Raw genomic sequence first — 21,502 nt, 5'->3', positions numbered from 1 at the left:
TCGCTTCCGCTCTATTTTTGTGAGTTTTATAAAGGGCATCGCTGTAAAAATACGAATAATCTATTAGTAAGACCACATGCATAATAAAAGGTCTGCACCTTGTTGGTACAGACCTTTTATTTTATACTCCTCGTAACTCTGAATTTATTTCAGGACCACTCAAGAGTAAAGCCATTATACAGGTGCGAGATCCTGAATAAATCAGGATGATGACCATCAAATTATGCCTTTGGAGCTTCTGCAGCTTTAGGAGCCGCTGCTTTTGTTGCGTCTAAAGAGATTGCAGTTTTATCAAAACGGATTTTTGTACCACCTTCAACTTCGATAAGGAAGGTAGTATCGTTCATGTCTACAATTCTACCATGTATACCAGCAGTAGTAACTATTTTATCTCCTTTTTTCAAATCTTCAACCAATTTTTTATGGTCTTTGGCTTTTTTAACTTGTGGTCTGATCATGAAAAAATAAAATACTACCATGATTAATACCATTGGTACTAAAGTACTTAACATGCTACTACCACCAGCTGCCTGCAATATTATTGTTGATATCATACTATTGTTATATAAATTAATTATTCTTTAATTTCTCCTGTTAAGTGTAGTTCAATTGCACTATTTAGTGCGTTAGATTTAACTGAAACTATTTTATCTTGTCTGCCTGTTTTACCTGCACTGTTAAATACAACGTTAAGCTCTCCGGCTTGTCCCGGTTTAATTGGCGCCTTTGGTATTTCAGGAACGGTACAGCCACAAGTTGCAATAGCATCTGTAATTATTAACGGCATTTTGCCCGTATTCCGGAATTTGAAACTATAAGAGACTTTTTCACCTTTCTCTATTTTACCGAAGTAATAATTATTAGTTTCAAAAGTTAATACTGGTCCGTCGGTATGACGGATTGCCTCCGCTTTAGCAGAGTCGGCGCTTGCTGTAATTGCAGCAGTGTCTGTAACAGTTGAAGCTGCATCAACATTTTTGTCAGTTTTTGATTGGCACGATGCTAACGTTAACGCAACTGCTGCCAGTAACAAAATTTTCTTCATAAATTTTTATTCTTCTATAAGTCCGCGACCAATTTTCTTAATACTGTTGGTTCTTTTAAGATCGCCCATAATTTTATCCAAGATACCGTTAATAAATGAATTACTTTTCGGTGTACTGTAATCTTTTGATAAATCCAGATATTCATTTATAGTTACCTTAACAGGTATTGACGGGAAATTTAGCAGTTCACAAATTGCCATCTTCATCAATATTGTATCCATTAAGGCAATACGCTCAGACTCCCAGTTTTTTGTACGTTCTGCAATAAGCGCCTGATAATCTTTATCATTCCTAAGGGTATAGATAAATAAATCTTCAACAAATTTGCTATCCTCGTCCCAATCCTGACTGATCGGCGTAAGTTTGTTTGCAAATGCGTCTTCTGATGTAAAATTTTTGATGGTTTTAGCAACCATTCCCTGCATTACCTCTTTGTCAACAGACCAATTGATAAATTTATCTTCAAATGCCTGTATAATATTGTGGCTTTTAAGAATAATTTTTCTAAAAATGTATTTGATAATGGTTTTAGATTCTTCCAGATCATTTACTTCATCTGCTAAATAAGCAGTGTATTCCGGAGTAACTTTCAAAGAGTTAAAAATTGCTTTTACAAATTCAGGATCCGCCATCCAGTTGATTTTGTATTTATTTACAGCAGCAACGAAGTCCGGATTGTTCTTTAAAGTAACTGCAAATTTATTGTTTTGCAATTTTAAGTTCGGATTAAGATCTTCTGCAGTAGGCAGGTGCTTGTTAGCACGTTCTGTTGCATCAACACCGGTATATTCCGTAACCTCTACTAAAAGTGAAAGCATCCATATGTACATTTCATATACATTATCAATACTGTGCATAAGAGCCTTCTTTGCTGAAGCTAAATCTCTTTTGTCTGTCATGTGCCAAGCAAATATATTTTGCAAAGCTTTAATTCTTAAGTGCCTTCTGTTTAACATGAATGTAAGAACGAGTGGTAAATTACCTGTTTATTAAAATGATGATTTTATTTTCTTTATATCTATTATTCTTTGTTCTGCAATGCGGTTAGCTGCCCATATTGTTGGAATATTATCCTTTTTAGACATTTTAATTACATCGCGTGTAGCATTGTAAATGTTCTCTGTAAGCTGCATTGTACGTTTTTTACCATATCCTGTAAGCTCAGAGTAACAACTGATTAAACCACCGGCATTGATCAGATAATCAGGAGCAAATAAAATTCCTTTATCTAACAGAAGCTTACCATGCAATTGTTCATCAGCTAATTGGTTGTTAGCAGAACCCGCAATAATAGCAAACTTCATTTTTTCAATGGTTTTAGAATTTACCGTAGCCCCAAGCGCACATGGAGCATAAATATCGGCATTTAATCCAAAAATTTTATCTGCAGAAATTGGTTTGGCCTTATAGGTACGTGCTACATGTTGCAAACGATCTTCATTAATATCACTAATGTAAACCTCTACATTTTCTGCTCTTAGTAACTCAACCAAGTGCTCTCCAACGTTACCTATACCTTGTACCACAACTGAACGACCAGCAAGCATATCAGTACCAAAAACCTCTTTAACACAGGCTTTAATACCCAGGAAAACCCCTTTTGCTGTAGTTGGTGCCGGATTACCTGCTCCTCCTAATGACTCAGGAACTCCTGTAACATGTTTGGTTTCCATTTGGATATATTCCATATCTCTTGTATTGGTACCAACATCTTCAGCAGTAATAAATTCTCCGTTTAGATTTTTGATGAATCGGCCATAGCTGCGCATCATGGCTTCTGATTTTCCTTTATAAGAATCACCAATGATTACAGCATTACCACCCCCTAAATTAAGGCCGGTGATAGCCGCTTTATATGTCATTGCCCTTGATAATCTGAGCACATCTTCAAGTGCTTCAGCTTCGGTAGCATAATTCCACATTCTTGTACCTCCTATTGCAGGGCCCAATGTAGTATCATGAATAGCAATAATCGCTTTTAAACCGGTATCGGGATCATTACAATAAACAACCTTTTTATGCCCAGAGGCACCAATTTGATCTAAAACTGAATTTACGATAGAACTATTACCAGACATATAATTTTGTTTATCAGATAAGCCGCAAAACTAGTCAAAAAAACATTATTTACATTGTTTTAACTAAAGTCTTTAAAAAATTTATCTTCATTTGGCTAACTTTACCTCCTCATGAAACACCTCCGGTTTTTAAACAAGTACTTTTATAAATATAAATGGTGGATTATTCCAGGAGTTTTCTTCGTGATTATATCAAATATTTTTGGTGTAATCCCGGCTCAGGTTATTGGCCATGCGTTCAATTTAATTACGGAGAACATCCAGATTTATGGTTTGTTTTACGGATTTGAGCGCCGAGAGGTTATTTACGATATTTTCTCTTATAGTTTGCTGTACTTTGGCGCACTTGTTTTGGTGCTTTACCTGCTAAGGGGACTGTTTCTATTTTTTATGCGCCAAACGATCATACTCATGTCCAGGCACATTGAATATGATATGAAAAACGAGATTTATGCACACTATCAGGAACTAAGTCTGGGTTTTTATCGCAGAAACAATACAGGCGACCTGATGAACCGGGCTACTGAAGATGTAAACAGAGTAAGGATGTATGTTGGGCCGGCAATTATGTACGCCATAAATACGGGTGTTCTCTTTTTGCTGGTCATTTATGCCATGTTCTCTGTTAACGCCACACTGGCTATCTTTTGTTTGTTGCCACTGCCGGCATTGGTTATCATAATTTATTTTGTGAATACAATGATCAATCGGAAAAGTGAACTCATTCAGGAGCAGCTTTCCAATCTATCTAGTTTTGTACAGGAAAGATTTTCGGGTATAAGGGTCATAAAATCATATGTTCGTGAAACACATACAAAAAAAGTGTTTGCGGCCGAAAGTGAAGGTTATAAGAACAGCGCGATGAGCCTTGTTAAAGTGCAGGCGCTATTTTATCCTACCATGCTTCTGCTTGTGGGTTTAAGTACTATCCTTACTATTTATGTTGGCGGAAAGCAAGTGATCAATGGTTCCATAACTGCAGGAAACATTGCAGAGTTTATTGTATATGTTAACCAGTTAACCTTCCCTGTTTCCATGCTTGGCTGGGTAACTACTCTTATCCAGAGGGCTTCCGCATCGCAAAAAAGAATTAATGAATTTTTACAGCTTAAGCCCGATATTAATTCTAATACGCAGGAAAAAAGAGTAATAAATGGAAATATCAGATTTGAGAATGTAAGTTTCACTTATCCAGATACCGGCATAGAAGCCTTAAAAAATGTAAGCTTTGAAATTGAACAAGGACAGTTCGTAGCAATTATTGGCCGAACAGGCTCTGGAAAATCAACGCTGGCTAATTTATTGATGCGGATGTATGATGTGGACGGCGGTAAGATAATAATTGACGACAAGGGCTTAAAAGACCTTAATTTGCAAGATTATCGCAACCAGATAGGTTTTGTACCTCAGGAAGTGTTTTTATTTTCTGATACAATTAAAAATAACATCGCTTTTGGTCTTGATACGGTTAATGACCAAGAAGTTGAAACAGCTGCAAAGAATGCTGCCGTTTATCACAACATTATCGATTTTGAGCTTAAATTTGAGACTATGCTTGGTGAAAGAGGAATCACCTTGTCTGGCGGACAGAAACAACGCGTTTCCATAGCCCGTGCACTGATCAAAGAACCGAAGATCCTCATATTTGACGACTGCCTTTCGGCTGTCGATACAAGAACCGAAGAAGAGATCCTGAATAATTTAGGTAGAATAATGAATGACAAGACAAGTATTCTTATTGCTCACCGGATTTCTACTATAAAAAATGCTGATAAAATTCTGGTTCTTGATGATGGTCAAATCATTGAGCAGGGTACTCATAACGAGTTATTGCAAAAAGGTGGCGCATATGCAGAAATGTATCAGAACCAATTACTTGAAGAAGAAAGTCAATCTGTGTAATTTCTATTTTGAACTTTAGTAATTATTCCTTTATATTTACCCGAACCAAAACCAAGAGCTATAGCAACCATGGGAGAATTTGACAACAAAGAGAGAGAAGAGGTTTTTTCAAAGAAAGTAAGAGCTGGTAAAAGAACTTATTTTTTCGACGTAAAAGCAACAAGATCAGGAGATTACTACTTAACCTTAACCGAAAGTAAAAAAAGACTGGAAGATGGTGTTTTTGTAAAACACAAAATCTTTTTATACAAAGAGGATTTCGAGAAATTTGCTGAAGGATTAAATGAAACTGTTGATTATATTAAAAGTCATCAGGAAGTGGTAGAAAAACGTTATGAATACTCTGAGAACCACGAAGGTGCTGGAACAAGGGTTCAAAACGACGACTTTTCATTTTAACAAAATAATAGAAAAACGCCCTGTTTGCAATAAACAAACAGGGCGTTTTTTATTCGGTTAACTTCTGAACCGATGAATTTCAGGAAAACAGATCCATTACGGGCTTACCTAACCCGTCGGGCGTAGTATAAAACGGCCTTTTTTCGACTAAATAATTAGTATCTGGAGCAATGCCAAGCGCATGATAAATGCTTTGATGGATTTGATCTATAACTATAGGATTTTCTATCGTTTTACATGGTCTTTCGTCTGCTGTTTTGCCATATACGCTTCCCTTTTTTATACCTCCACCAAACATTAGCATTGAACAGCCATCTGTAAAATGACGGTGCATACCGTAGTTTTTTATATCCTGTATAATATCAGGCTGCTCTACCTGCTCCTGTACTTTTGCATCAGGACGCCCTTCAACCATCATGTCTCTGCTAAATTCGCTTGCTAAAATAACCAGGGTTCTATCTAATCGTCCGCTCTTCTCTAAATCTTTAATTAACTGCGCTACAGGGCCGTCTATTTGCTTCTTCATATCTATCAGGCGAGTATAACCATTGTCGTGGGTATCCCAGCCTTTAAATGGCTCATATTCGGTAGTTACACTAATAAAACGGGCACCTTGCTCTGTAAGTCGACGAGCCATAAGGCAGCCTAGTCCAAACTTTCCTGTATTGTAGATATCATATAGATCATAATACAGTTTGTTTCGTTTTTCAAATCTGCTTGAGGACATGCCAACTGGTGGCTGCACACTTTCTAATCCGGCAGAAGGGTCGGGTATTAGAAACGGACCAAATTCATTACCTAAAAACCCCGCAGTATGAAAAGCTTTCAGTTCTTCTGCCTCACCAAGGGTAAACCGTTGTCCTATATCTATAAAAGCAGGAATTACCGGATTTAATGGGCCTAACTCTTTTGCGATCCAAGACCCAAGATGAGGGGCCGAAACGGATTGCGGGGGTTTATAGCAGGTATGCCAATGATATTGATGGCGCGAATGTAATATATGTCCCATATCTGCAGCTACATACGATCGGATCAATGTTCCTTTATCCATTACATTTCCAATAGATTGCAATCCTTCAGAAAAATTAATCCCATCTAAAATGGTAGGTACAGATTTAAAGGTGCTCAATACACTATTAGCCTGCATGCCTTTGGAAAAGGGCGTATATTTCTTTGGATCAAAAGTATCGGTGTGAGCCATCCCTCCTGCCATCCATAATAAAATAACAGTATCTGCAGTTGCATGGTTACTTTTTGAATTGCATGAGGACAGCAAATTGGTAAGAGGAATGCCAGCAGCCATAGCAGCTAAAGTTGCTGCGCTTGTATTCTTCAAAAAATCTCGTCTATTCCAATTCATCTTTTTAAGATTATAATTAATTTAAGCATAATTCGGGTTAATAGATTATTTGAAATTCGGGCAGCAGTACCATCGCCCAGAATAAATCCTGAATAGCATCAACACCAGGAGATTTGCCAAGAGCCTGTTTGGCTATTTTAATTTCCTTCTCAACCGGCTCCCTACCTAAAGTTTTTAAGTAAATATCTTTAATAAGCAAATCGGTATTTTTGTAATTTGCTTTCCAATGCTCGGCACCAATTTTAAGCACAGAATTAAACCTCCAGCCATTGGTAAGTTCAAGGGCTTGCAGCAAATTGGCTTGTGAATCTCGGCTGGTAGCTACTGTTTCTCTGTTTGGTCTGCCTAAGGCCGTAAGGAAACTATTGTTGGCCACCAAAGAAGCCCGAATAAAGGATGGTCTAATTTGAGGGTTATATTTGATGTTTGAATCAACAAAAACAGGAGTTATAACACTGCTTACAGCATCAGTAAACTGCTCGGCCGACATTCTTTTACGTACCATTCCTTTAAACTTATAATTCGGGTTACTAACCTGAGCTACCTCTTTAAAGCCTACTGACGGCAGTTGATAAGTATTGGATGTGGTAATCTGATAAATCAGCTCTTTTAAATCAGCCTTGCTGGCAACAAAATTAAATGCCATCCAATCTAGTAAATCCTGACTCCATGGCTCATTGTCCATAACATCAACTGGTTCAACCAAACCACGTCCCATAAGTTGCGACCAAATCCGGTTTACGATAGTACGATAAAGTCGTCCGTCTTCAGGTTTAATTAAATTTTCGGCTAGCTGTTTCCTTTTCTCCTTAACGGGGGCTTTGTTGTCTATAGTACCAAGTTCTTTCCAAAGCATCCTTGCATCTACATATTTTCCGGTTGGTTTATCACAACGATTAATTTCCAGCGTTGTATCTGCAAAAATATTTGCGAAAGCATAGGCATCATCCAGCTTTAAATCGCTGATAAAACTATTGTGACAAGAAGCGCATTTCAGATTAAGACCTAAAAATACCTGCGAAACATTTTGAGCCGCCTGCATTTCTGTTCTTTGACTGGCATTGACAACTCCACGCCATTTTATACCTTCTATAAACCCTTTTGACTCTTCGGAAGGGCTAATTAATTCTTTTACAAACTGATCATAAGGTTTATTCGTTTTTAATGATTTGAACAACCAATCAGTAATGTTGAAACGACCTCCTGTAATATATCCGGTTCCTGAATAATCGTTTCTTAAAGCATCATTCCAGAAACTTAGCCAATGCAAAGCATAATCGTTATCAAGACTCAGTAATTTTTAACCCACAAGGCTCTTTTATCTGGTCTTGCATCTTTTGAAAATGATTCCAAATCGGCCGGGCCAGGTAATAGACCAATGATATCAAGATAAATCCTCCTTAAATAAGTACGGTCATCAACTAATGAGGGCCATTTAATCTTATTTTTAGCAAAATACTGGTTAGTCCATAAATCAACAGGATTAGATAAATTATTTGAGGGAGCAGGAAGAACAGGATTACGCGGTTCAAGTTTTGCTACTCTAAAAACGTTTTGCTTTGTGCCATCATCTGGCCATGGGGCTCCTTTTTCTATCCAAAAACGGACTATTTCAATATCCTTTTCAGCCAGCTTTTTCCCTTTAGAAGGCATTACATCTTTATGATCTGCAGGTAAAGAAATACGCTTAAATATTTCACTTTCCTGAGGATTACCAGGCACAATAACAGGCCCATTCTCGCCACCTTTAAAAGCTACGTGTTTCCCATCAAGCCTCAAATCTCCTTTTACTTTGTCTGAGCCATGGCACTTATAACAATTATGTGCAAGTATAGCTCTTACCTCAGTGTTTAATTCTACTTCCTGCTTTTTTGTAAGCTTAGCTGTATCACCCTTTAATGCAACAAGCCTAAAATTATCTGAGCCCTTTGTTTCATAATCCTTGTAAACCCCGATAAACTTTAACTTGCTTAAACTTATCTTTTTTGCGGATTTGATAAAGAAAAAAAAGCGTTAAAACACCAAGCGCTGCAGTTGCAAATCCTATCCATTGGTGCAACGTTAAAACATCGCCGCTATAATCACCATCCTGATACAGTAACCACCCCAAAGCTGCAGATATTATAGCGCCAAGTGATCCCGCAATAAGGAGGGCATCAATACCTGAACGTAGTTTTGAATTAAAGTTTTTTAAAGTGAATAGCTCCAGTATAGCAGCAAATAAAAGCAGCGCCACAGGAAAATGGACTGCCAAAGGATGCAGATGGCCTAAAAAATCCCAAAGCCAGAATGCTATGTGCTGTAACATAATTAGATTTTATATTTGGTTTCAAAAAAATGAATTTTTCAAAAGGCAGAATAGTTATTCTGCCTTTTGAAAAATCTCATAACTTGAATAAATATCTAATTATAATCATTAACAAGCAACCTGTACTGTCTTGTCTTTCCTATTAATTTTGCACTTTAACCGAACGGCCGAATTTGCCTTCGCTATTAAACACTTTTAATTGTATTATTCCTTTTGTATCAATAGCTGATTTGTAGATAGTACTATTTATTGTTGGCTCTGTTCCATCTGTAGTATACCGAATTACAAACCCTGGCAATTGTAAATTTGCACTCACCCGCCCGCTTTCTATTGATACCCCAGGGGTTGGAATACGGTAATTATAACCACCTGAATAATGATTTAACCTTGGTATTTCTCTTTTGCCAATAATATTCACAAATTCAGACCAGTCCTTATTATACAATACTTTACTTTTTAAGGTATCTTTTTCAATTGCCCATTCGGGATTTTTTGCCCAAGCTCTTTCAGCTACACCAAATAACTTTGGCAAAAGCATATACTCAAATCTTTCAGGGGTTTTAATGATTTCACTCCACAAAGGCGATTGTATGCCCACAATGTTTGATTTTCCAAATTCAGTAAGCGTAGTTTTCCCCTCTAATTTCTTTTTATCAATAGGGTTACCACTTTCATCTTCCTTCAAATTTTTAAACAGTTCATAAGGAACAAAATAATAAGGTTTCTCTACATCAACATAACCACCCCAATACTGGCCGGTTTCGTTAAAACTTTTGTTGGTTGCCAGATCCAGATAAAGGTTTGTAACACACGTTAGTACAACTTTATATCCTTCATTGGCTAATTTATAGGCAAGATCCTCATTACCACTTAAGTTATTCCCTACATCGGCGTGGAAATTCTCATTAGCAAAACGATCATCAAGCACCATCTTCTTTTCTCCATTTACCAGTGCTTTTCGTAGTCCTATTTCTTCCCAGCCCGACAAATACAACTGCTTTGCCTTAAGCATATTATTGACTTTGCTGAAATAGTAATGCCACATTTCATCTACCCCTTTAATTGAAGTATCGGTTTTTAACAAGTTTGCAACAGCAGGAGATTTTTCCCATACTCCAGCCGGGACTTCATCACCACCAAAATGTATTGTTGCCAGTGGAGCATTGGCTTCTGTGTACATAATGCGTATTTCATCGACCACTTTTTCAAGAAAGTTGTACGCTGATGGTAGCGCCACATTAATTACATTATCATTCCATCCCTGAACCGATTCATATATTGATTTATCATTCAAATCTCGCAACAGATACTGTCCGGCTTCTTCCTTTTTACCTGCTTTCATTAATCTTTCGTACCTGGCATCCATAGACTTAATGGCGGCTCTTGCATGGCCGGGGGTTTCAATCTCAGGTATCACGCGGATATGCCTTGCAGTAGCATATTTAAGGATTTCAATAAAATCGGAGCGTGTATAAAATCCGCTTCCGGAATTCACACCTATTTCAGATCCAGATCCGTACGATGGGAGAATATTCTTACTGTCATCAATCGTATGACCACGTTGCGAGCCAATTGTTGTAAGTTCAGGCAAGCCTTGAATCTCCAATCGCCATCCTTCATCATCATTTAAATGGAAGTGAAGCACGTTCATTTTATAAAGTGCCATCACGTCCAAAACTTTCAGCACCTCCTTTTTAGCTTGAAAATTTCGTCCTACGTCCATCATGAATCCCCTGAATCCAAACCGGGGAGCGTCCTCAATTTCGACTGCAGGTACTGCAATTTCCTTTTGGATAGCTCCCCAAGATGTGGAAGGGAATAAAGTCTTTAAAGATTGTATACCATAAAATGCGCCTGCCGGTTCGGCAGCTGTAACAACTATACTTTCTGGTGTAACGCTTAGTCTATAGGACTCACTACCGCTTATGTTTCCTTTTTTAATTACAATAATGTTTTTAACAGGCGACTGAACAAAAGAAGGTCTTTTACCGAGTATAGCCGATAATTCATCGGCAAATAGATTGGCCTCATTATCAAACTCAATTTCAGTTATTATCGAAACTTCTGGGGTCAATTTAAATGCCCCCTCTTGTTCTTTATAAGATACAGGAGTTGGAAAAACTTTGGGCAGTTTATCTAGAGGAATATCCTGTATAGATTTGTTCCGGCTAAATACTTGAGCCGCCACCTCAGCCTCTACTTTTTCAACCTGCTGAGTCGGATTTATATCTGTATGCTTGATATTATATCCTTTAGAAGGGGTTTTGTCCCACACCAGATAAAAACCTGATGAGAGGTCAGTAATATTTTTTACCTCCGTTGAAAGCACTTTGATCTTTTTTGATGCACCAGATTTTAAAGCCGCAAAACCTTTTAAGGGATACAAACGAAATAAGTCTCCATTTATATGTTTTATTCCGGCACTAAGACTGTCGATACCGGTAACTTGCATAGGTCTGGAGTTAAAATAAATGCTCCAGCCTCCGGCAGGTAATGTTTGTTTGCCATTATTAGTAATTGTTAGTACTGATAAGGTTTTATCATCAATATTGTTCAAGACCTCCCTTGTAATGTGGAGGTCACTAATCTTAAACGGCGATGCCGATTGTGCATAAGCATTTATTAAACCACTAAAAAGTAGTGCAATTAGAATACAGAATTTCTTCATTTTGTTTGATAACTAAACGCGTATGTATATTTTCCTTTTATCGAGTATATAGCCTACCAGCCAGCAGGTGAGCATAAAACAAATTGCAAAAAGCAATGAACCAACAGGACCAGGTGCGATAACCTGAAAAAACCTTGTGCTAACCCATCCCCTGAAATCTAAACCAGGAATGATCACCCCTATGATGGTTAACAACACCTCTGAAACTATGTAAATGAATAACGGGTTTTTCCCAAAAACCGTAAAGAAACCTGTCCATTTCGTATAGGATTTTACTTCTATAACATAAATCAGCGCGCCGATAATTACCAGATCCAAGCCACAGGTAACCAATACAAAAGAACTTGTCCATAGCTTTTTGTTTATAGGAAATACCGGATTCAGGCATATTGCTATTAATATCAACAGGCCACCGGCAAGTAATAGTTTCGAAATTGTTTCAAATCCTTTTCCTTTTTCCTGTATGAATTTACCAGCAAAATATCCGATAATCACGTTCACACAAGAAGGTATGGTGCTCAATATCCCTTCAGGATCAAAAGCTATACCTTCGCCATGGTACATATGCTTATCTCCCAGCACATATAGATCAAGATATTGGCCAGCATTTCCCGTCATACTAAACGGATCCGCCGCATCCCCAAATAACAATAAGGCCACCCAATAGCCAATCAAAAACAATAAGCTGATAATGATTACGCTTCTGGTGCTCAGGTAATGGATTAGCAACGATGCAATACCATAACAAAGCGCTATTCGCTGCAAAACACCTAAAATTCGCGTATTTGCTATGGGCGAGAAACTAATGCCTCCACCTTCGTTGTAACTAAAAAAAGGAAACCAATACATTAGATATCCTATAAGAAATATAAGCAGTGTACGCTTAAATATTTTTGCAAGCACTGCTGAGTTCTCCATCTGGGCAAATTTTTTCATAGAGAAACTCATGGCATTTCCTACAGCAAATAAGAACGATGGGAATACCAGATCGGTTGGTGTAAAACCGTGCCAAGCGGCGTGGTTCAGCATGGCAAAAGGTTCTGCTCCGCTACCGGGTGTGTTCACGATAATCATGAAACAGACTGTCATACCCCGAAATACATCGAGTGATAAAAAACGTTGTGGTTGGTTCATTGTTTTAGGTTATGTTCAGATTAATTATATCCTGGGTTCTGTTTTAAAACCGGCGCACCATTAGATTGGCTTAAGTCTATCTGGCGCTGTGGTATTGGGTAATAATTATTCTTGCCCTTAACAAACTTACCGTTCCTCACGTCAGACGTAATTTTTCCCTGATAGCTAAAATAGGCATTTAATTCCTGATCGGCTATACCCCATCGCACCAAATCAAAGAATCGGTGACCTTCCATTGCCAGCTCTATTTTCCTTTCATAATAGATCGCTCTTAAGGCATAGTCTTTACCTTGACTTGTGAAGTTTCCTGCCGGATATTCATTGATTTTGTAATTGGCTGCCGGTTCATCAGAGAATCCGGCAGAAGGGTCTTCATCATCTTTATATTTAAAAAGCCAGCTTTCATGATCCGCGGCTCTTGCCCTAACCCTGTTTACGTATTCCTGAGCTTTACCTAAACTTCCAATTTGTGCCTCACATTCGGCAGCCATTAAAAGTACATCCGCAAAACGGATAATTGAATAGTTAACAGCCGTTCCCGGTGCCCAGGTGCCCTGGTCTCCATCGCTATCTGCATTTTCACTCCAATAAACGTTCTTTTTTGGTCCATATGGACCGCCATAACTTTGATCTCTTGCCCATGGTTTACCAGGGTAAATTCCCCAGTCGTGATAAGGTATGCCGCGACGACCGGCAGTCCAATCCAAACGTGGATCAAGTGTTCCTTCATCTGGCGTGAAATTTTGGCCAGCCTCTACTCCCATATCTGTTTTTACAGGGAAACTATTAAAGTTTGTTAAATATGGTAATCCTGTAGCGGGGTTTGTTCTAAAATGGTTTACCAAATCTATTGAAGGCTGGAAAAATCCGCAGCAGCTAAAAGGGCTTCCATCCCCATAAGGGAAATTAAGCATGTCGCCATTGTTGGCATTTGAAGGTCCTGTTGGATCTGCGTTTGCAGCCATTTGGATCACAAAAACTGCTTCCGGATTATTTTCTCTGCTTGGCAACCAGTTGTCTTCAAAATTTTTATTCAGATCATATTTTAGGCCTGAGCTGGTTTGACCTTGTGTAATAACCGCATCAAATACTGGTTTGGCCAGGTCATATTTATACTGGTACAAGTAAGCCTTGGCAAGATATGCACCCGCTGCCCATTTATTTGCCCTCCCTATTTCAGATTGAGCTGGAAGTAAATTTTCATAAGCATACTTCAGATCATCAGTAATTTGCGGCCATATATCCACATTGTTAGGTTGATTAAAGTTAGTTGTGGTTTCATCAATCCAGGGAACCATATTCCACATCTTTTTTAATTCGAAATAATAGTGACCACGTAAAAAACGTGCCTGGGCGCCAATACTTTTACGCTCTGCTTCGCTCAGATCTGTAGCTTTTGCCATCAGCTTTAAAACATTATTTGTACGTGTAACACCTTCATATAGTGCTTTCCATTTGCCATCATAAAAAGCATTGGTTGCTCCTGAGTAAAAATTGGCAATTGGATCAATAGCCGGCTGATCTGCACCGTCGCTTCCTTTAGAAGCGTCACCACCTACCACAGAGCCAAAAACCCAGTTCGTAGGAGAGGCTTGCCAGGCATCGCCCCCACCCAATGCAACATCGCCACCTTGCATACCATCTAAAGCGGCATAAGCGCCAATTAGCAGTCCATTTACACCATTTTTGTTAGCAACAAGCTCTTCTGATAATGAGCCAAGAGGTGGCTGTATTAAAGCCTTTTTACAAGAATAAAATAGTTGTCCTGTAAATAACAGCACAGCTAGTAATATATATGTTGATCTTTTCATTTCCTTAAACCGTTAGGTAATTAAAACTGTAAATTTAAACCCAGTAAAAAAGTCCGTTGACTTGGATAAGAACCGTCATCAACCCCGTAGGCTGTTTGCTGTCCTGTTTCACTTGAGGTTCCAACTTCCGGATCTACTCCTGAATATTTTGTTACTGTGAACAAATTGGCCGCAGAGATATAAACCCTTAGCCTGTTAACACCCAGCTTTTGAAGCTTATTTGCAGCGAGTGTATAACCAATTTGCACGTTTTTAAGTCTCAGGTAAGATCCTTTTTCTACGAAATAAGAATTAGGGACACTGTTTGTGCTAAAAGATTGGGTTGTTTCCTGTATTGGTGCCTTTGCATTCTGATGCGAGGGTGTCCATGAGTCATAAAGAGCTGTGTGGCTTTTTGCTCCGCCAAAAGAAGGCACAAAATCTGTCCACCATTTTACCTGATTCCAAATTGAATTGCCTTGAACACCATAAAAGAAAGCACTAAAGTCGAAGTTTTTAAAACTAGCACCCAGATTAAGCCCGTAACTGAAATCCGGATTTGCATTACCTAAAAAGGTTCTGTCATCGGCCGTAATCATTCCGTCGCCATTTACATCTGCGTATTTAAACCTGCCGACTTTAACATCATCCTGATAAACAGTATTTGGATCACCAGTAACAGCTTGAGCTTTTGTATTTGCAGCTTCAATTTCATTGTCTGAATTCCAGAATCCCGCTATTTTATAACCAAAGAATTCACTAACCGAGTGTCCTACAGCATTACGAATAATACGACTACCATCAAATCTTCTTGAATCTACATCGTAATAATCTACATCTCCAGATACTTTTTTTATCTCATTACGGTAGGTGGTAATTGTAGCCGTCGCATTAAGTTTAAGATCGCTTCCTACATCTTTATGTCCTGTTAACGAAATATCGAACCCATCATTTTTCATTTGAGCTATGTTAACAAATGGCACAGTAGCAGCACCAACAGTTCCAATCATTTCTGGATTGTACAAAAGATCACGAACATTTTTCTGGTAATAATCAGCAGAGATCTCTATACCGCCACCAAATAATGTTGCATCAAAACCAAAGTTTGAGTTTACATTTTTCTCCCATTTTGCATCCGGATTTCCGGTTTGGTTTTGAAAGAATCCTGCAACTACAGCATTTCCGCCACCTATTGCATAATAAGACTGGCCAATTGAACTGCCAAATGTTGTAAAGGAGTTGGCACCGGAAACATTTACCTGGTTACCCATAATACCCCAGCCACCTCTTATTTTTAGATCCGTAATCCATTTCACATCGGATAAAAAACTTTCTTTTGAGATCCTCCAGGCACCACTTACTGCAGGAAAAACTCCATATGTGTTTTTCAGGAATTTAGATGAACCATCTCTACGGATAGTAGCTCCGATAAGATATTTGTCATTAAATGCATAATCAACACGCCCTATTAGTGAGAACAAAGCATCAGCAGTTCTTTCACTAACAGTTTCCATTGGGCCGCTACCATTCGAAAGGTTTGTATAATCGGGATCAAATGAGAAATAACCTTTGTTACTTCCACTCATGGTGCTATACCGGTTCTTGTTGTACTCAGTTCCTACCAATACCTTTAAACTATGCAGGTTAAAAGTTTTGTTAAATGATAAGGTATTTGTCCAGGTGTATTCTAATCCAGTATTTGAAGATTCGGCATAACTGTTACTAGTTGTATTCTCTGCATTTTCATATTGAGGAAAAACAAATGATCTTGATGCACCTGAAAATGAATCGGCACCAAATGCAGTTCTAAGTGTTAAAAAAGGCAAAATATCTGCTTCTGCAAAGATATTTCCAAATAACCTGTTGTCTGTTGCCTTATTATCTTTAGTACGATACAGCATGGCTACCGGATTATAGGCATCGCCTAATTTCCCACCATAACCACCTGCGAAATTCCCCATAATATCATATACAGGGATAATAGGTTGCTCTCTAAAAGCATGCCCTATAGCATTGTCACCACTAAGCCCGTCTATTTTAGGATTATTTGTAATGGTATAAGCTAAGTTCTCTCCAACCCTGACATATTTTCCAATGTTATATTGAGTATTAGAACGCACTGTATATCTTTTTAGATAAGTTCTATCCAATGTTCCTTTCTGATTGAAATAATTTGCAGAGAAAAGATAACTCCCCTGATCTGAACCGCCACTTACAGAGATGTTCTGACTGGTTATTGGTGCCGGGTTAAATATTTCATCATACCAGTTCGTTCCTGCTTTGTTTGCTCTATTAATTCTGTAAAAGTTATTATACTCTTCATCAGAAGTAAATAACGGTTTTACATTATATAAGGATGGGTTTACAGATGGATCTCCCTCTTTAGCCCCTAGTGGATAGATATAATCGGGCAATACATAGGTTGGACCATTTCCATATAGTGGATCATCAAATTCAGTTTCTCCAGTATTTGCTTCAGCAAGTCTTTTCAGATTTGCCATCTCCTGTGGCGACAAAATATTCCAAACGTTTCCTGTTTTAGGTCGCTGTGTACCATAATAAGCATCATATTGTACCTTTACTTTATCCTTACCTTTTTTAGTACTGATTACAATAACTCCATTTGCCGCACGTGATCCGTATATTGAAGCTGATCCTGCATCTTTTAACACCTGCATCGATTCTATATCATTCGGATTAATATCGGCTACATTGAGCGTTGGAACACCATCAACCACGTAAAGTGGGTTGTTATTGCCAAAAGTATTTACTCCCCTGATACGCACCTGAGGCTCTTCTCCAGGTTGTCCGGAACCCAAAATGGTAACCCCAGAGGCCTGTCCTTGCAACAGATTATTTATGGATGGGCTGGGTTGTTTAATCATGTCGGCAACATTCACCACAGAAACGGCCCCGGTAAGGTCCTTTTTCTTTTGTGTTGAGTATCCCAGAACAACAACTTCACCTAATGAAGTTTCTTCTTCGATAAGCTGAACATTTAAAGTGCTCTGGCCATTAACCGGAACTTCTTTTGACGTAAAACCGATATAAGAAAAAACCAAAACAGCATTAGCATCAGGCACACTAATGGCAAAATTTCCATTTATATCTGTAATAGTAGCTGTTGTAGTACCTTTTACTTTTACACTTACCCCGGGTAATGTTTCTCCTTTTGTTGAAGTTACCTTACCTTTGACTGGAACAGGGGGCTTATTGGTATTTGGCTCATTAGTCTTCTTAGACATATCTTTATCGTACAGAATAATTCTGTTATCAATTACCTTATAGAAGATACTTAGTGGATTTAATGTCTCGTCAAGGATATCTCCAAGCCGTTTTTTGGTATAGTTTGCTGATGTTTTTCGCTCAGACTTAATTACCGATGGACTATAAATAAATTTAACTTTTGTTTGGTTTTGAATTTCATTTAATATCTCGGTTACCTTAGCATCATTAATGCTGATGGAAATTTCTTTATTCAATATTCCCTGAGCGCCAGCATTTTTTGCCGCTGCGCCACATGTGAATAGAACTACAAGAAATATTTGGGCTATAGATATCCTCATTGCTGTTTTTATTAAAGCAACAAATCGCTTTTTTTTCATAACTTTAGGAGTTTTGTTCGTTAATATGAAACTTCTTCATAAGCTGGTTAGGTTTTTAGTTCTGGTTGATTTTTAGGTTTTAATTTTTTTCTTTGATAATTATTTTAGTCTCTTTTACCTGATAGGTTGCCTGAATTGATTCACATAGAAAATCTAACTGACTGTATAAATCTTGTTCAGAGAGGTCGCCCGTAAATGTATAGTTGTACAATTCTTTGTCTTCCACAACAAATTCAATCCCATATGATTTTTGAAGCTGATTTAGGACATCGGCAACACGGCTGTCATTGAAAGAATAGCTCTCTTTTATAGGTTGCTTATTATTTTTTGCTATCGGTAAAGGTTTATCAACAAGTGTGGTTGCAAATGTATTTTCGGAGGCACTATAAACAGTTTTCTGATTTGGGGTAAGTATCACCCCTTTACCTGATTTTAAGAGGTCACCAATTTTAAAGGAAAGGGTCCCGGAGTTTGGAGAAACAATTACTTTTCCTGTTTTAACTGTTACTTCAGTTTCGCTTGCTGTACTATTTGTTTTTACAATAAAGCTGGTTCCTACAACTCTTGTAATTACATTGCTGTTGTATACAAGGAATGGTTTGGATGGGTTTTTACTGATCTCAAAAAAGCCTTCTCCCTCAAGTGTGACTTCACGAACAGTTTTGGAAAAATGTTTAGGGTACTTCAATAAAGATTTTGGTTGCAGGGTAACAGAACTTCCGTCTTCCAAATTTACTACCATGGGCATAGCAGTATTATTTGAAACAGAATTAATATTGTTTGCAATTGAGGCAACCATGAATTCAGGTTTTTTACTGTCAACTCTAAAGAATACATAGGCGGTAATAATTACAAAGCCTGCAATTACGGCAGCAACAGCAGTTATTAAAGTTCTGGATGTTTGGCGCTGAGGTTTAAGTTTACGAACAGGAGTTTCATCTTCTGTGATGGCACTTTCATGTATTCTGTCCCACAGTTTCTGCTCCAATGCATTTATTTGGGTTGGGGCAATATCTTCCATATCATGCTTATCAAGCATTCCATACCATTTTTCGATAATTTCCTTTTCTTCATCTGTACACCTGTTCTGCAGGTATCTTTCCAGTAATAGATGAAATGCTTCTCTGCTCATTTTTATAGCTTTTAAACTATATGTAAGCTAAGTAGCCCTTATCCCTAAAATAATTTTAAAAAAAAATGAAACTTATAGAAACATAATAAAAGCAACCAATAGAAACAGGTACTCTTTAAGGTAAAACCGAATTGATTTAAGCGATTGGGTAATGTGATATTCAACTGCTTTTTCGGATATATGAAGCTGCTCAGATATATCCTTAACCGAGCGGTGTTCAATTCGGCTCATTCTGAACACTTCGGCAGTTTTTTTTGGAAGCAGAGCAATCCCTCTGGCCAGTGCATCAGATAGTTCATTAAGCATCAATAGATAGTCGGTATTGTTTACTACTCCGTAATTCGCAGAAGCCTTTACGTAATTGTGATAGTTTTCCTGAACTAATAATGATTTGTAGTGATTGATTATACAATATTTTAAACTCCCGAAAAGATAAGCCCCTAATGAATTTATTGTTACTGTTTCTCTTCGTCTCCATAGTTCCACAAAGAGATTTTGGGTTAACTCTTCGGCAAGCTCTTTATGGTGTACTTTCTTATAGGCAACCTGATATACCTTTTGCCAGTACCGCAAATACATCTCCTTAAACGCATGCTGGCAACTTCCTTTGAAAAGAACAATTAATTCGTCATCAGATAAGAGCCTGTAATCCATGAATTTAATGTCTGCTTAAAACAAATTTAACAATATAATTCAAACAGTGACACAAAATTTTTACACTTAATATATTGCTATACGGTGTGACCTGAGCATATACGGACTTACGTCTGACATGCCGGCCTGTTGGAAGCTAATTGCCTTGGAAGGTTTTAAAGGCATATGGCAATCAATACAATTGGTTTTTACCATAGCGTTTTCCAATGTTTTTTGTGTATGCTTTATGGTAGCATGACAACTTATACATTTTTTTGAATACAATGTTAAGCTTCCTTTGTTCTGATCATGCGGGCTATGGCACGTTGAACATTCGAGCGAATTACTTTTAGTAAAACATTTACTCCCCTCAAGCATCTGGTTTTGCTGGCCGTGAACATCGAGTTGGGATTCCTGAGCCGATGAAACATGCGCGTAATATTGTTTAATATCTTCTCCTGGCTTAAAAGAAAATGTAGATTTCAGTAACTCTGCATCATTACCGGAATGACAAATGCCACATGCATCAACTCTTTGTTTCCTTGTAAGTGTTTTATAAAGCACCATAAATTTAGCTTCCTTCTCATCAGGATTTTTTAAATGGAATTCAACATGTTTACCTGCTGGCCCATGGCAGCGCTCACAATCAATTCCATAAACAAGAGAAGATTTCAACATTTCGTGCGAAACAATTAAACTGCCATTATTTGCCTTGTTACTTTCTATAAAGGAGCTATGACATTCTAAGCATCGTGAGTCTATTATCCTTCCAAAATCCGGGTTGCTTGTTCGCAGACCCGGACTGTTAGCCCATCCATTTATTTGATTAAAAAAAGAGAGTGGAAGTTGTCTTAATATATTCCCTCTCCATGAGGCATAGGTATAAGCATTTTTACCTGCCCCAATAGCAATATCAAATCTTTTAGCCAGATCTTCTTTTCCATTAAAATAAACAACCTGATAGGTACCACTATCTCTTTTTTCTATGGCAACTTTTAAGTTTTTATCATACTCATAAACGTAATCAGTACCAAGTTTGATCTGATTATTATTCTCTACCGGGCTTGAAGCAGCATAATGAACATCATTTAAATAAGAATTGGAAATATCTTTATGACATTGGACACATGTTTTTGCACCTGCAATGGATGTTTCTGTTGCTTTCATATTTTTGGAGGTATCCATACATTGGGAGAATAGAATCACCAAAATAGCTATAGTACTGAACACAAGGAGTAAACGTCCTTTACGCTTCATAATTTAATTTGCAATTACATTTGTCTAATAAATTGAAGGTAATTAAAATTAAAATAACCTGTATCTGCCAAAACCTTTATACTTTGTTTCCCTGCTTTGAGTGGAATATTCTTTATTTCTATTGTTTTAAAAGTTGTTAATCCGCCTGTGTTGGATACCGTGATTTCTTTTGCGATTAAGGCTCCGTCAG

General features: G+C 37.8%; 17 protein-coding genes. 2 read left to right on the top strand and 15 right to left on the bottom strand.

Going from position 1 to position 21,502, the window contains the following annotated elements; all coding sequences use genetic code 11:
• Positions 1-221 precede the first annotated feature (221 nt).
• From yajC to AC1DDX_RS12570, 4 genes are all read right to left on the bottom strand, one after another.
• Complete coding sequence (gene yajC / locus AC1DDX_RS12585; RefSeq protein ID WP_172659592.1) at positions 222-554, bottom strand: preprotein translocase subunit YajC; 333 nt, start codon at positions 552-554, stop codon at positions 222-224.
• A gap of 20 nt (positions 555-574) precedes the next feature.
• Positions 575-1,045 (bottom strand): DUF1573 domain-containing protein, encoded by a 471-nt coding sequence (locus AC1DDX_RS12580; protein ID WP_172659591.1) that lies wholly within the window; start codon positions 1,043-1,045, stop codon positions 575-577.
• A 6-nt stretch (positions 1,046-1,051) separates the two neighbouring features.
• Positions 1,052-1,945 (bottom strand): transcription antitermination factor NusB, encoded by an 894-nt coding sequence (gene nusB, locus AC1DDX_RS12575; RefSeq protein WP_246269409.1) that lies wholly within the window; start codon positions 1,943-1,945, stop codon positions 1,052-1,054.
• Positions 1,946-2,035: 90 nt separating this feature from the next.
• Positions 2,036-3,124 carry a Glu/Leu/Phe/Val family dehydrogenase gene (locus AC1DDX_RS12570; RefSeq protein WP_048906948.1) on the bottom strand — a complete coding sequence of 363 codons (1,089 nt, stop codon included), beginning with the start codon at positions 3,122-3,124 and terminating at the stop codon, positions 2,036-2,038.
• Positions 3,125-3,235: 111 nt separating this feature from the next.
• Between AC1DDX_RS12570 and AC1DDX_RS12565 the strand changes: the two genes are divergently transcribed.
• Both AC1DDX_RS12565 and AC1DDX_RS12560 read left to right on the top strand, forming a co-directional pair.
• On the top strand, positions 3,236-5,026 hold the full coding sequence (locus tag AC1DDX_RS12565) for an ABC transporter ATP-binding protein (protein ID WP_172659589.1): 1,791 nt from the start codon (positions 3,236-3,238) through the stop codon (positions 5,024-5,026).
• Between the two features lie 69 nt (positions 5,027-5,095).
• A complete protein-coding gene (locus AC1DDX_RS12560) occupies positions 5,096-5,425 on the top strand; it encodes a DUF3276 family protein (RefSeq protein ID WP_048906949.1) in 330 nt (109 codons plus the stop codon).
• Positions 5,426-5,504: 79 nt separating this feature from the next.
• Here AC1DDX_RS12560 and AC1DDX_RS12555 read toward each other — a convergent pair whose 3' ends face one another.
• From AC1DDX_RS12555 to AC1DDX_RS12505, 11 genes are all read right to left on the bottom strand, one after another.
• Positions 5,505-6,785: a DUF1501 domain-containing protein gene (locus AC1DDX_RS12555; RefSeq protein ID WP_477622107.1), complete on the bottom strand. Its 1,281-nt coding sequence runs from the start codon at positions 6,783-6,785 to the stop codon at positions 5,505-5,507.
• A gap of 37 nt (positions 6,786-6,822) precedes the next feature.
• Positions 6,823-8,079, bottom strand: coding sequence for a DUF1553 domain-containing protein (locus AC1DDX_RS12550; RefSeq protein ID WP_477622111.1), 1,257 nt, complete (start codon positions 8,077-8,079; stop codon positions 6,823-6,825).
• Positions 8,076-8,618, bottom strand: a complete 543-nt coding sequence (locus tag AC1DDX_RS12545) for a c-type cytochrome domain-containing protein (protein ID WP_477622110.1) — start codon at positions 8,616-8,618, stop codon at positions 8,076-8,078. Before AC1DDX_RS12545 ends, AC1DDX_RS12550 begins: the two co-directional genes overlap by 4 nt.
• Positions 8,619-8,718: 100 nt before the next feature.
• The gene (locus tag AC1DDX_RS12540; protein ID WP_477622106.1) at positions 8,719-9,093 is read right to left on the bottom strand and encodes a DUF2231 domain-containing protein; all 375 of its coding nucleotides are present in this window, start codon (positions 9,091-9,093) and stop codon (positions 8,719-8,721) included.
• Positions 9,094-9,235: 142 nt separating this feature from the next.
• Entirely contained in the window at positions 9,236-11,761 is a 2,526-nt protein-coding gene (locus AC1DDX_RS12535) for a family 20 glycosylhydrolase (protein ID WP_477622105.1), read from the bottom strand.
• A 12-nt stretch (positions 11,762-11,773) separates the two neighbouring features.
• Positions 11,774-12,895 carry an acyltransferase family protein gene (locus AC1DDX_RS12530; RefSeq protein WP_172659585.1) on the bottom strand — a complete coding sequence of 374 codons (1,122 nt, stop codon included), beginning with the start codon at positions 12,893-12,895 and terminating at the stop codon, positions 11,774-11,776.
• A 20-nt stretch (positions 12,896-12,915) separates the two neighbouring features.
• On the bottom strand, positions 12,916-14,706 hold the full coding sequence (locus AC1DDX_RS12525; RefSeq protein ID WP_337716469.1) for a RagB/SusD family nutrient uptake outer membrane protein: 1,791 nt from the start codon (positions 14,704-14,706) through the stop codon (positions 12,916-12,918).
• Positions 14,707-14,726: 20 nt separating this feature from the next.
• Positions 14,727-18,290, bottom strand: a complete 3,564-nt coding sequence (locus tag AC1DDX_RS12520) for a SusC/RagA family TonB-linked outer membrane protein (RefSeq protein WP_288880975.1) — start codon at positions 18,288-18,290, stop codon at positions 14,727-14,729.
• A gap of 79 nt (positions 18,291-18,369) precedes the next feature.
• A complete protein-coding gene (locus AC1DDX_RS12515) occupies positions 18,370-19,422 on the bottom strand; it encodes a FecR family protein (RefSeq protein WP_172659582.1) in 1,053 nt (350 codons plus the stop codon).
• A 72-nt stretch (positions 19,423-19,494) separates the two neighbouring features.
• Entirely contained in the window at positions 19,495-20,076 is a 582-nt protein-coding gene (locus AC1DDX_RS12510) for a sigma-70 family RNA polymerase sigma factor (protein WP_172659581.1), read from the bottom strand.
• 66 nt (positions 20,077-20,142) lie between these two features.
• A complete protein-coding gene (locus AC1DDX_RS12505) occupies positions 20,143-21,312 on the bottom strand; it encodes a multiheme c-type cytochrome (protein ID WP_337716467.1) in 1,170 nt (389 codons plus the stop codon).
• Positions 21,313-21,502 lie beyond the last annotated feature (190 nt).

The organism is Pedobacter sp. 10L46_2, assembly GCF_056395165.1.
This window is presented reverse-complemented; position numbering and strand designations above follow the sequence as displayed.

Coding starts and splice junctions, on each gene's coding strand:
- AC1DDX_RS12515 (WP_172659582.1), bottom strand. CDS start 19,422: ATGAGCAGAGAAGCATTTCATCTATTACTGGAAAGATACCTGCAGAAC.
- AC1DDX_RS12555 (WP_477622107.1), bottom strand. CDS start 6,785: ATGAATTGGAATAGACGAGATTTTTTGAAGAATACAAGCGCAGCAACT.
- nusB (WP_246269409.1), bottom strand. CDS start 1,945: ATGACAGACAAAAGAGATTTAGCTTCAGCAAAGAAGGCTCTTATGCAC.
- AC1DDX_RS12570 (WP_048906948.1), bottom strand. CDS start 3,124: ATGTCTGGTAATAGTTCTATCGTAAATTCAGTTTTAGATCAAATTGGT.
- AC1DDX_RS12580 (WP_172659591.1), bottom strand. CDS start 1,045: ATGAAGAAAATTTTGTTACTGGCAGCAGTTGCGTTAACGTTAGCATCG.
- AC1DDX_RS12525 (WP_337716469.1), bottom strand. CDS start 14,706: ATGAAAAGATCAACATATATATTACTAGCTGTGCTGTTATTTACAGGA.
- yajC (WP_172659592.1), bottom strand. CDS start 554: ATGATATCAACAATAATATTGCAGGCAGCTGGTGGTAGTAGCATGTTA.
- AC1DDX_RS12535 (WP_477622105.1), bottom strand. CDS start 11,761: ATGAAGAAATTCTGTATTCTAATTGCACTACTTTTTAGTGGTTTAATA.
- AC1DDX_RS12505 (WP_337716467.1), bottom strand. CDS start 21,312: ATGAAGCGTAAAGGACGTTTACTCCTTGTGTTCAGTACTATAGCTATT.
- AC1DDX_RS12540 (WP_477622106.1), bottom strand. CDS start 9,093: ATGTTACAGCACATAGCATTCTGGCTTTGGGATTTTTTAGGCCATCTG.
- AC1DDX_RS12565 (WP_172659589.1), top strand. CDS start 3,236: ATGAAACACCTCCGGTTTTTAAACAAGTACTTTTATAAATATAAATGG.
- AC1DDX_RS12520 (WP_288880975.1), bottom strand. CDS start 18,290: ATGAAAAAAAAGCGATTTGTTGCTTTAATAAAAACAGCAATGAGGATA.
- AC1DDX_RS12510 (WP_172659581.1), bottom strand. CDS start 20,076: ATGGATTACAGGCTCTTATCTGATGACGAATTAATTGTTCTTTTCAAA.
- AC1DDX_RS12560 (WP_048906949.1), top strand. CDS start 5,096: ATGGGAGAATTTGACAACAAAGAGAGAGAAGAGGTTTTTTCAAAGAAA.
- AC1DDX_RS12530 (WP_172659585.1), bottom strand. CDS start 12,895: ATGAACCAACCACAACGTTTTTTATCACTCGATGTATTTCGGGGTATG.